This is a genomic window from bacterium (assembly GCA_040754625.1).
Classification (GTDB): domain Bacteria; phylum JACRDZ01; class JAQUKH01; order JAQUKH01; family JAQUKH01; genus JAQUKH01.
This window is the reverse complement of record JBFMCF010000005.1, coordinates 1-11,048: the sequence shown is the minus strand read 5'-3', so window position 1 is coordinate 11,048 and position 11,048 is coordinate 1. Positions and strand designations below refer to the sequence as shown.

Sequence of the window (11,048 nt, the reverse complement as noted above, 5' to 3'; positions counted from 1 at the left end):
AACAGGCTGCGCAATCCCGCCCAAAATTATTTCTTCCCTAAAAGAAAACGTAGTGCCTACGTCTGCCTGAAATCAGCTAATTACTTATCAAATAAAGAAATTTATTTTCGAGGTGTCAAAGTTCTGTGAATTAAGTAAATAAAACTAGTGCTCTGGCTTCTAACACACTCTTAAGATAAATCCCTTTAAGTAACCTGATTCAGGGAATGATAACCTCACAGGATGGTCTTCTGCCTGGTGCATTTCTTTAAGTATTTGTATTTCTCTATGAGCGTCTATGCTTGCCCATGATAAAATTTCCTTGAAAAATTCAGCGTCTATTCCGCTTGAACAGGAAAATGTGGCCAGTATCCCGTCTTCTTTTAATAATTTCATAGCTATAAGATTGATGTCTTTATATGCCTGGGAAGCCTTTTCTCTAAGTGCTTTTGTAGGCGATAGTTTTGGCGGGTCAAGTATAATCATATCAAACTGGATTCCGGCGTTACGGTAGTCCCTGAGTATCTGGAAAGTATTTCCCAAAACCAACTCCGGTTTAAAAGCCAGACCGTTTAATTCGAAATTCTGTCTTGCAATTTCAAGCGCGGTTGAAGATGAATCGATGCATACAACAGATTCGGCACCTTCGCTTAATGCGTATACTGAAAATGCTCCGGTATAGCTGAAACAATCCAATAATTTAAGTTTTTTTACATAGCTTGCCGTTATTTTTCTATTTTCTCTCTGGTCTAGAAAAAAACCGGTTTTTTGTCCATTTATTATATCTATTTTAAATTTAAATCCGTTCTCCCTGATTTCAATCAAGTTAACAGGTGTTTCCCCGTAGAGAACACCCTGGACCGGCGAAAGTCCCTCTAATTTGCGTGTTTCTGTGTCGCTTCGCTCATAAATTCCTTTGGGATTAAGGATTGATTTCAGGTGTTTTATTAGTATTGGTTTTACTTTATCGATACCCGCGGTTAATGCCTGTAACACAATAAAATCACCATAAAGATCGACTATCAAACCGGGAAGAAAGTCGGATTCCGCGTGGACAAGACGGTAAGCGGATGTTGAACCGTCAGCTTTAAGAGACTTTCTGCATTTTATAGCATTAAACAAGCGGTTATACCACCACGTTTCATTAATTTCAATTTCTTCCTGCCATTCCAATAAACGGAGAGAAATCTGCGACTGTGGATTAAAATATGCCCATGCAATAAAACTGCCTTCGGAATCTACTACCCTGACAATATCTCCAGGTAAAGGGTTTTTGTCTATTTTTTTTACAGCCCCTGAAAAAATCCAGGGATGGTGCCTAAGTAATGCGGGTTTATCCCTGTCTTTTTTCAGCCAGACGCTGGAGATATTGTCCAATGATTACCTTTTCTTTTTCTGGATAGGAGCGGATTTTTTAGATTTCTGTATTTGAATGACACGTTCCCTGACTTTTTTAACAGTGTCTTTTTTTGACTTGGTTGTAAATAAAGTATCCGCAAGTTCCAAATCTTTTATGCACTCTTTTATCCAGCACGCAAAGTCATTCTTATTTTCATTCACATGATAATTAAATACTTCATCTGTCATGGAATCCAATGCGTCGGACAGTTCTATCAAGTTTTTTAGTTTTAGTCCTGATAATACCCAGAAATAATTTTGTTCAGGCACATCTTGTAAAAATTTTTCCATTTTTTCCTCCTTTTCAAGATTAATACCCTCATTTTAGATATTATATGCTTTGTTTTTAAAATGTCAAATTTTTTTTTATTTTTTTTATTTTTTATTAAGTTGACAGCAATGAACAGCTTGGATATAATTTACCGGTATTTTACTTAAGATTTTAATAGGGAGAAAAAAATGAGGAAATATATTTTTAAATCAATTGGGATTTTAACTGCTTTAGTTTTTTTTATACACCCGTTATATGCCGCAGGAAAGAAGAAAATTTGTGTCATGGACCTGGAAGACAAGGCCGAGGGACAGCACAGCGGCTGGCATAATCCTGGCAAGGGTATGGCAGACATGCTTGTAACCGCGCTTGTAAAATCCAACAAATTTCTTGTTATTGAAAGAGAACAGATGGAAAAAGTCATGAATGAGCAGTCGATAGGTCAAAGCGGGGCGGTTAATCCTCAGACTGCGGCGAAAATTGGGCAGATACTGGGTGTTTCATATATAATTACCGGTAGTATAACGGAATTTGGAGTAAAAGAAAGTAAGCTGGGTGTGGGAAATCTTGGGCGGGTGCTTTCTTTTGGCGGCGGGTTGGATGCGAAGACTAATAAAGCCGTGGTTGCTTTAGATCTTAGAATGATAAATACTACAACAGCGGAAATACTTAAAGCGGTAAAAGGTGAAGGAGAAGAAAAAAGCACAGGGGTTGCGATTGATTTAGACGTGGCTCCAAGTGTGGATTTCGGCAAAGAAGGATTTGACGAGACGGTTATTGGTAAAGCTGTCAGGAAGGCAGTTGATATGGCGGCAAAGGAGATTATTGAATCTGAACTTAACGAACCATGGACAGCGAGAATCATAAAAGTTGAAGGCAACCAGATTTACCTTAATTCCGGAGAAGAATCGGGTGAGAAAGTGGGAAAGGTGATAGCTATTTATCATAAATCTGAGGACCTTATTGATCCCGAAACCGGAATTTCTCTCGGCGCTGAAGAAAAGAAAATCGGAACGGCTAAAATCATTAAAGTTGAAAAAAAATTTTCTATTGCTGAAACAGACGCCAGCGGCGTCACAAAGGATGATTATTTAAAAGAAGAAAAATAGGAAATAATATTTTTAAATTGACTGCAAAAAAATGTTTTAGTATAATAATATAGTAAAATTTAATCGGGCGGATTGCCTGATTAATAAATATTTAGGGAGGATAAAATGAGAAATAAGGTTAAAATGTTAGGTTTAAGCTGTTTGTTATTGGCAGTAATTTTTATTGGATTCGGGTGTCAAATCCCGGGAACCGGCAGTAGTGATAGTAATACACAAACTGGAACAACCGGCGGAACAACCGGCGGAACAACAGGCGGCGGGACAACTTCGGGGACATACAATGCAAACGGAACATATACGTATAACGCCGGCACACAGATACTTACATTGACAACGACAACATCAAATTTTCCTCCCAATGAAGGCCCAAACACAACCGAAACAATTAAAGTGAATTCGATAACATCAACACAGATGAATTGGACGTTCATGGATAATTCAGGTGATACCATGATGTGGACAAGAACCGGTGGGACACAGGGTGATATTAATGGGACATGGAACGGCATGGGGGGTGATACAGGCGGAGAGATGATTGTATTGATGATTAACGCTAATGGTACCTGGTCGGTCAGCGTGACAAAGACTAATACAGGAACGACAGGCGGAACAACAGGCGGGGTAGCCATGAGCAATATAAGCGGAACATGGCAGGGGCAATATTCAGATAATACAAGTAATCCTCCCGGAAATTTATCAAGCGGGTCGCTTCAATTTACTTTTAACCAGACAAACAATGCTGTTACAGGGACAGGTATTAATCATCAATATATCACAAATGTTACCGGAAACTATACAGTAATAGCCGGAACAGTTAACGGAAATACCGTAAATCTGACTTTATCGGAAACAGGTTATGATATTTATGGCGGTATGTGGACAAGCACAGTGCAGGTTACAGGGACAATAAGCGGGAATACGATAACAGGATATTACAGTGCTACTACAACAATGACAACTGGAATATTAAACACAACAGGAACTTTTACGCTTACAAAATAAGGTTGGGATGTTTCGACCGCTCATTCTAAGGAGTTAAGCATAAAATTTTAAAGGCCGGTTAGCAATAACCGGCCTTTTTTGCCTTAAACATAGTTATTTCATAGGTGACTTTTAACCCTTTTTTACCCGCAAATTTTCCGGCATATTCCTTCCCCAAATCCAGCAATAAACTTCTTTGTCCCAGGTTGTTTTTTACGGGGAATATATTCCCTGCACCGATTTCTTTTACTTTTTTTAAAAAGGTCATTAAATCAGGATAGTATTTATAAAATATTTTTGTTTTTATTTCTGCTTTAAAACCATTTTTTGTCAAAATTTCTGCCAGATTTTCCCTGCTGATGAAAGAAAAAGGGTAAACTAATCCTATGGATTTTAAAGAAAGCTTAAGTTCCTGGAAAGTTTTTTCACCAAAGATATTCGCGTAAAAGACCCCGTTTTTTTTTAATACGCGATTTATATCTTTAAGCGTGGTATCCAAATCCTTAATCCACTGGAGTGTTGCGTTTGAAATAACCAGGTCAAATGAATTTTCCCCGAGGGGGAGATTTTCAATGTCTCCTTCAATGATGAAAACGTTTCTTTTATTTTGAAACCTTTTTGCGGCTGTTTCAATCATCCCATGGGCAATGTCAAGTCCATATAATTTCGCTCCGGGATAGACACGTGAAACCTTTTCCAAAAGATAACCGGTTCCTGAACCTAAATCAAGAATAGAATCTGCTTTTGGTTTTTCTGATATAAGCTGTTTAAAGAGTAATCGGCCCATTTTATTCTGTATTACTGCTTCCCTGTCATAATTTAAGGCCGCGCATGAAAAATTTCTGATTATTTTTTCTTTATAAGTCAACATAGTAAATATTATATCATATAACTTATTTATACTCTTGACAAACCTGAAATTAAGGTTTATAACAATAGCGACAAATAAAAATTAATAAGAAAAGAGAGCAAAATTATGTTAGAGAAACTTCAAGATATTGAAAAAAAATACCAGGAAATAACACATAAGATGTCCGATCCCTTGATTATTTCTAATCGTGCTGAATTCCAGAAACTCGCTAAAACTCAGGCTGAACTGGAACCGTTAATCTTTAAGCTCCATGAGTTCAATAAAGTCCGGGATGAAATAAAAGGCACAAAAGAAATTATCCATGATAAAAATTCCGGCAGGGACATGGTTATTTTGGCAGAGGCCGAGCTCATGGAACTCCAGACAAAAAGTGACGCTATTGACAATGAATTGAAGGTCATGCTTCTCCCGAAAGACCCGAATGATAACAAAAACGTAATTGTTGAAATCCGGGCCGGTGCCGGCGGAGATGAATCGGCGCTTTTCGCGAGCGAGCTTTTCAGGATGTATTCCCATTATGCCGAGCGGCAGGGATGGACTATTGAAATTTTGAGCGGGAACGCAATCGGGATAGGAGGTTTAAAGGAAGTTGTTTTTAACATTATAGGAAAAGGCGTTTACAGTAAATTTAAATATGAAAGCGGGACACACCGCGTCCAGCGGGTACCAGTGACCGAGGGAAGCGGCAGGGTCCACACGTCCACGGTCACGGTTGCAATTCTTCCCGAGGTTGAGGAAGTGGAACTTGAAATTAAACCGGAAGAATTAAAAATTGACATATGCCGTTCAGGAGGCGCCGGCGGGCAGCATGTTAATACAACAGATTCGGCTGTCCGTCTCACTCATATTCCCACGGGGATAGTTATTTCCTGCCAGGATGAGAGGTCCCAGCATAAAAATAAAGCAAAAGCGATGAAAATATTGCGGGCAAGGCTTATGGATAAACTTGTGGAAGAACAGCACCAGGCGCGTTCACAGGAAAGGAAGACACAAATAGGGACCGGCGACCGCAGTGAAAAAATAAGGACTTATAATTTCCCCCAAAACAGGCTTACGGATCATCGCATCAAGTTAACACTTTATAAATTACAGGCGGTGATGGAAGGAGACATGGATGAGTTAATATCTTCTCTGATTTCCTATGACCAGGATGAACAAATAAAAAAAATGGGAGAGGAAATTAAGTGATTTTAAAAATTATTTTAAAAGAGGAATTAAAAAAGGGGGCGGAATATTTGTTGCACGCGGGGATTAAGCATTATCAACTGGAATCCGAGATTCTTTTAAGCCATATTCTTGAGGTTTCGCGTGAAAAACTTCATATCCGTGATGAAGCGGATATATTGGACGAAAAATACGCAAAGTGGATGTCTGTACTTGCTGAAAGAAAAAAACTAAGACCTATTGCTTACCTTTTAGGTAAAAAAGAGTTTATGTCGATGGATTTTTTTGTCGATGAAAATGTTTTAATCCCAAGGCCGGAAACAGAATTTTTAGTTGAGAAAGTCCAGGAATTGGCAAGGGACAAAAGAAATTTTCCATGGTGGATAATTGATCTGGGGGCCGGAAGCGGCAATATAGCCGTGAGTCTGTTGAAACATTTAAATGAAGGCCTCGTTTTTGCCACAGATATATCAGGTGACGCTTTAAAAGTCGCGAAAAAAAATGCCGAAAAACACAACGTGGAAAACAGGATTGTATTTTTCGAGGGCTGCTGGTTTTTGCCGTTTGAAGGCAAAAATTTAGAAGGGAAAATGGATTTCATTGTTTCAAATCCGCCTTATTTGACTCGCGTTGAAATGGATTCGATAACTCCTGATGTCGGATATGAACCAAAAAAAGCATTGTACGGAGGAGAAGACGGCTTAAGATTTTACCCGGGTATTATAAACGGCGCACTAAAGTTTTTAAAGCCCGGAGGGTATTTGATATTGGAAATAGGGGTTGAGCATAAGGAGAAAATTCTTAATCTGATAGATAATGGCGGGTATGACAAACCGGAAGTTATAAAGGATTACAGCGGTTTTGATAGAGTGATAGCGGTTAGAAAAACAGTTTAAATTGTTTGAGTGGCTTAAACGGATAAGGAATGAATGGATAAAATTATTATTAACGGTGGCAGAAAACTGGAAGGTGAAGTATTCATCAGCGGGTCAAAAAACGCGGCACTGCCGATTATTGTCAGTGCATTATTATCCAAAGGCAAATCCCAAATTTCCAATGTCCCGAGATTAAAAGACATAGATACAATCCTTGAGGTGATCCGGAATCTTGGTGCAAGAGCGGATTTTGTTGATTCCAATTCGGTCGAAATAGATGGGAACGGATTAAACAGCAATCTGGCGCCCTACAATCTGGTTAAAACAATGCGTGCGTCGTTTCTGGTTATTGCTCCGCTTTTGGCAAGACTCGGAAAGGCAAAGGTTTCTTTGCCGGGCGGGTGCGCAATCGGCGCAAGGCCTGTGAATATTCATCTGAAAGGTCTGGAATTAATGGGTGTAAAGCTCGATGTGGTCGAAGGTTATGTGATTGCCGAATGTCCGAAACTTCAAGGTGCAAAGATTTATCTTGATTTTCCGAGTGTGGGAGCGACTGAGAATCTTATTATTGCGGGATGTTTGGCAGATGGTGAGACAGTAATTGAAAATGCGGCATGTGAACCGGAGGTTAAAGATTTGATAGATTTTCTTTCACACATGGGTGCTGAAATTTCCGGCGGCGGTACAAAAGTCATTCGTGTAAAAGGTGTCCAAGAACTGTGTCCCGTAAATTATAAAGTAATTCCCGACAGGATAGAGACAGGGACTTTTATGGTTGCGGGTGCGATAACCAGGGGGAATATAAAAATAAAAAATGCGGTTTCCGAACATAATCAGGCTTTAGAGGAAAAACTTTCAGACGCGGGTATTAAGATTATCAGAGACAAAGAGGGTTATGAGGTTAAAGTCGACGATAAGGTAAAACCGGTGAGCATAAAAACCATGCCGTATCCCGGTTTTCCCACTGATATGCAGGCGCAGATGATGGCCCTGATGAGCATCGCGGACGGGAAGAGCATTATTACCGAAACAGTTTTTGAAAACCGGTTTATCCATGTTTCGGAGCTAAACAGGATGGGTGCGAAGATTATCGTGGATGGGCACACGGCGTTTATAGAAGGAGTCCCGTATTTAAGCGGTGCGCCGGTTTTGGCTTCGGATTTACGCGCAAGCGCGGCGCTTATCTTAGCAGGATTGGTTGCCCGCGGCAGGACGGAAGTAAAAAGAGTTTATCATCTGGACAGGGGATACGAAAATATCGAGAAAAAGTTTGCTAAGTTAGGTGCGGATATACTAAGGGAGAAGGATGAGGATTTGTATTAAATGAGGAGGATGGTAACTTGAAACTTTATAAAATCAAAAATTCAAAGGATTTTGAAAGAATTTGCCGGATTTTCAGGCAGAGGGAAGAGGATTTTAAGAATGAAGAAAAGGTTGTTGCTGAAATTTTAAGCGATGTAAAGGCAAAGGGGGATAAGGCGCTGGTTTCTTATTCAAAAAAATTTGATTTTCCCGGGTATAATGCCTCCTGTATAAAATTAAATCCTGAAAAAATTTCACTCGCCAGAAAAAAAGTCCCAAAAGATTTTATCACGACCCTGAAAAACGCGATTAAAAATATAACAGAATTTCACCGCGAGGAAAAGAAAAGAATTCTCCCATGGCAAAAAAAGAAAAACGGCGGTTTTGTCGGTCAGAAGATTATTCCGGTAGAAAGAGCCGGTGTTTATGTGCCGGGAGGCGGGGCCCCGCTTTGTTCCACTGTATTGATGAATATTATTCCCGCCAAAGTGGCGGGTGTCGAAAAGATTATTTTGTGCACGCCGCTGAACAGTAAAGGCGAGGTTAATCCTTATATTTTAGCCGCGGCAGACATTCTTGAGATAGGGGAGATTTATTGCCTTGGCGGCGCACAGGCGATAGGGGCTATGGCGTTCGGAACCGAGACTGTTCCAAATGTGGATAAAATTGTGGGCCCGGGAAATATTTATGTTGCATTGGCAAAAAAAATGGTTTTTGGTAAAGTCGGGATTGATTCATTTGCAGGTCCAAGTGAAATTTTGGTTATTGCTGATGGTTCCGCAAATCCGGAATTCATTGCCGCTGACCTTTTGTCCCAGGCTGAACACGACAAGGACGCAAGTTCGATATTGATTACAAATTCACTGTCCCTGGCAGATAAGGTGCAAAAAGAGATAAAAGCACAAAAAGAAAAATTGTCCCGCAGGGATATTATTGATGCAAGCCTTGCCGGAAACGGTATGCTGATTGTTGTTGATGATATAAATATGGCAATTGAGCTTGCGAACTTAAAAGCGCCGGAACACCTTGAATTGATACTCAGAAGTCCTTCAGATGCCTTGAAAAGGATAAAAAACGCGGGAGCGGTTTTCCTTGGGAACTGGACGCCGGAGGCAGTCGGAGATTACTGGGCGGGGCCGAATCATGTCCTTCCGACCGCGGGAACGGCAAGATTTTCAAGTGCTCTTGGTGTCCATGATTTTATCAAACGGACAAATTATATGTCATACACAACAAAATTATTAGAAAAAGCCGGTTCGGAAATTGTTAAAATAGCTGAAGTGGAACGCCTTTCCGCACATGCAAGTTCGGTAAAAATAAGAATTTCAAGGAGAAAAACATGAGGGACAAGAATGTAATACTAATTAATTTAGCAATAATTTTTTTGGTATTTATGTCATCCGTTATAAAACCGGATAAAATATTCGCCGAAGAGCAGGAAGTAAAAAATATAACTCGGGCGGCTGTTACACTAACCGATAATTCTTATATTATAGGTATATTGTCTTTACCCTCTCTGCCTTTTCAAACCAGCTATGCAAAATTTGATATCCCTGTCGAACAAATATCAAATATTAAATTTCAAAGTGATGGAAAAACAGTATTTGTGGAACTATATAATAAAGACAAATTGACAGGGGTAATAAACTTGACGTCTTTAGAATTAGAGACCATATTCGGGAAGGTTTCAATTAATACTGAAAATATAAATAAAATAATGCTTGTAAATAACAGAATTATCGTTGGCTCAAGATTACAATATAACGCAACACTGGATTTCAGCATCAGAAATGGGAATCCAAATGGCGTTTGGTCATATGGATGGATGCCTAAAGATTTCAACATGTTCAATCTTTACACAGGTTCTCAAATGAATATTTCTTCACCCCAGTGGTATAGAGAACCAAGAAATGAAGATTATACACCTATGATATGGCGTATCGATGATGACAGTTCCCGATGTGGCGTTGCAGTTGGTCAACTTTCATTGCACCCCAGTAGTACAAATGAAGCGTCGGTATTGCGTTGGACAGCAGCGTCTGACGGAGTATATAATTTCAATGGCCAGTTTTTTAGAGGAGACACTGGAATCATGAAAATAGGCATTCGCCATGGTTCTGACTGGCTCTGGCAAGGCAGTGATGCGGGTATTTTTAATTTTGAAAGGTCCGTGAAGGCTGGTGAGTCAATCGACTTCTTAGTATATGGCGGTTATGGATCCGGAAACACACCACTTGAACTTACGATATTGAAGTTACAATAGTTAAAATAAGAAGAGAGACGGTCTCAAAAAATACTTGACAAATCTAAAATAAAAGTATAACATATAGATAGATGTCTATATGTAAGTAAAACAAAGAAGGATTCGATAAATAAAAATGCAGTTTGATTGCGGATGTTTTTTTAAGGCGGTATCGGACCCGACGAGAATAAAGATAATGAAGCTCTTGTGCGGGAAGGAGATGTGTGTTTCGGAGATATGCACTCATTTCAAAATGAAACAGCCGTCAATATCGCACCATCTGAATATTTTAAAACAGGCAAAGATTGTTACAGACAGAAAAGAGGGTAAAGAAGTGTATTATTCATTAAATAAATGCTGTATCTCGTCGTGCTGCCAGGATTTTATGGGTTTGTTTAAAAATGAAGATGGTAAATAGTTATATTTTTTTGTCTTAATATATAGATATATATAAATATATTTATCAAAAATTCCATGAAAGGAGGTGAAGGAGAATGAAAAAAGAATGCTGTAATATCAAGGTGACAGAGGTTGATAACGGTTACCAGGTTGAGATTACCGGCGATGAACTCAAAGCAAAATGCAAAGAGGTTATCGAAAATTGCTGTAAAGACGGCAAAACATGCGGGGACTTTTTCAAGAAATTCTGTTCCTGCTAAACAGGGTTTTGCTTCGCCGGAAAGAGGGGGGAGTAGTATTTACTCCCCCCTCTCTTTTTCTGGATTATTTTACTTGAGTTTGGCAAATTTAAGCTGCCAATTTTAAAATATTTGGCAAAACCATAAGTGAATCATGAGAAAAAGAATCTCTAAAATGAAAAACTTTTTGCCTGAAAGTTTTATGTTTTTCATTATCG

Annotated in this window: 12 protein-coding genes; 9 read left to right on the top strand and 3 right to left on the bottom strand. The window is 39.2% G+C overall.

Translation table 11 applies throughout. From position 1 onward, the window contains the following. Window positions 1–159 precede the first annotated feature (159 nt). Both AB1498_00365 and AB1498_00360 read right to left on the bottom strand, forming a co-directional pair. Window positions 160–1,356, bottom strand: a complete 1,197-nt coding sequence (locus tag AB1498_00365; protein MEW6086754.1) for a class I SAM-dependent rRNA methyltransferase — start codon at window positions 1,354–1,356, stop codon at window positions 160–162. Between the two features lie 3 nt (window positions 1,357–1,359). Next, a complete protein-coding gene (locus AB1498_00360) occupies window positions 1,360–1,668 on the bottom strand; it encodes a DUF5752 family protein (GenBank protein ID MEW6086753.1) in 309 nt (102 codons plus the stop codon). A gap of 168 nt (window positions 1,669–1,836) precedes the next feature. Between AB1498_00360 and AB1498_00355 the strand changes: the two genes are divergently transcribed. After that, a complete protein-coding gene (locus tag AB1498_00355) occupies window positions 1,837–2,757 on the top strand; it encodes a CsgG/HfaB family protein (GenBank protein MEW6086752.1) in 921 nt (306 codons plus the stop codon). Window positions 2,758–2,862: 105 nt separating this feature from the next. Continuing rightward, window positions 2,863–3,759, top strand: coding sequence for a hypothetical protein (locus AB1498_00350; GenBank protein ID MEW6086751.1), 897 nt, complete (start codon window positions 2,863–2,865; stop codon window positions 3,757–3,759). A gap of 58 nt (window positions 3,760–3,817) precedes the next feature. Here AB1498_00350 and bioC read toward each other — a convergent pair whose 3' ends face one another. Continuing rightward, complete coding sequence (gene bioC, locus AB1498_00345; protein MEW6086750.1) at window positions 3,818–4,609, bottom strand: malonyl-ACP O-methyltransferase BioC; 792 nt, start codon at window positions 4,607–4,609, stop codon at window positions 3,818–3,820. Window positions 4,610–4,714: 105 nt separating this feature from the next. Between bioC and prfA the strand changes: the two genes are divergently transcribed. From prfA to AB1498_00310, 7 genes are all read left to right on the top strand, one after another. Next, window positions 4,715–5,797, top strand: coding sequence for a peptide chain release factor 1 (prfA, locus tag AB1498_00340; protein ID MEW6086749.1), 1,083 nt, complete (start codon window positions 4,715–4,717; stop codon window positions 5,795–5,797). Then, on the top strand, window positions 5,794–6,669 hold the full coding sequence (prmC, locus tag AB1498_00335) for a peptide chain release factor N(5)-glutamine methyltransferase (protein ID MEW6086748.1): 876 nt from the start codon (window positions 5,794–5,796) through the stop codon (window positions 6,667–6,669). The genes prfA and prmC overlap by 4 nt, the downstream gene beginning before the upstream one ends. 33 nt (window positions 6,670–6,702) lie before the next feature. After that, window positions 6,703–7,971, top strand: a complete 1,269-nt coding sequence (gene murA / locus AB1498_00330) for a UDP-N-acetylglucosamine 1-carboxyvinyltransferase (protein MEW6086747.1) — start codon at window positions 6,703–6,705, stop codon at window positions 7,969–7,971. Between the two features lie 17 nt (window positions 7,972–7,988). Then, on the top strand, window positions 7,989–9,293 hold the full coding sequence (gene hisD, locus AB1498_00325) for a histidinol dehydrogenase (protein MEW6086746.1): 1,305 nt from the start codon (window positions 7,989–7,991) through the stop codon (window positions 9,291–9,293). Further along, window positions 9,290–10,213 (top strand): hypothetical protein, encoded by a 924-nt coding sequence (locus AB1498_00320; protein MEW6086745.1) that lies wholly within the window; start codon window positions 9,290–9,292, stop codon window positions 10,211–10,213. The genes hisD and AB1498_00320 overlap by 4 nt, the downstream gene beginning before the upstream one ends. 115 nt (window positions 10,214–10,328) lie before the next feature. Continuing rightward, window positions 10,329–10,610, top strand: coding sequence for a metalloregulator ArsR/SmtB family transcription factor (locus tag AB1498_00315; GenBank protein ID MEW6086744.1), 282 nt, complete (start codon window positions 10,329–10,331; stop codon window positions 10,608–10,610). Window positions 10,611–10,686: 76 nt separating this feature from the next. After that, window positions 10,687–10,851, top strand: coding sequence for a hypothetical protein (locus AB1498_00310; GenBank protein MEW6086743.1), 165 nt, complete (start codon window positions 10,687–10,689; stop codon window positions 10,849–10,851). Window positions 10,852–11,048: the final 197 nt, after the last annotated feature.

Bases quoted from the DNA above. Each gene is read 5' to 3' on its own strand.
- AB1498_00360 (MEW6086753.1), bottom strand. From the start codon at position 1,668: ATGGAAAAATTTTTACAAGATGTGCCTGAACAAAATTATTTCTGGGTA.
- AB1498_00355 (MEW6086752.1), top strand. From the start codon at position 1,837: ATGAGGAAATATATTTTTAAATCAATTGGGATTTTAACTGCTTTAGTT.
- AB1498_00350 (MEW6086751.1), top strand. From the start codon at position 2,863: ATGAGAAATAAGGTTAAAATGTTAGGTTTAAGCTGTTTGTTATTGGCA.
- bioC (MEW6086750.1), bottom strand. From the start codon at position 4,609: ATGTTGACTTATAAAGAAAAAATAATCAGAAATTTTTCATGCGCGGCC.
- prfA (MEW6086749.1), top strand. From the start codon at position 4,715: ATGTTAGAGAAACTTCAAGATATTGAAAAAAAATACCAGGAAATAACA.
- murA (MEW6086747.1), top strand. From the start codon at position 6,703: ATGGATAAAATTATTATTAACGGTGGCAGAAAACTGGAAGGTGAAGTA.
- AB1498_00320 (MEW6086745.1), top strand. From the start codon at position 9,290: ATGAGGGACAAGAATGTAATACTAATTAATTTAGCAATAATTTTTTTG.
- AB1498_00315 (MEW6086744.1), top strand. From the start codon at position 10,329: ATGCAGTTTGATTGCGGATGTTTTTTTAAGGCGGTATCGGACCCGACG.
- AB1498_00310 (MEW6086743.1), top strand. From the start codon at position 10,687: ATGAAAAAAGAATGCTGTAATATCAAGGTGACAGAGGTTGATAACGGT.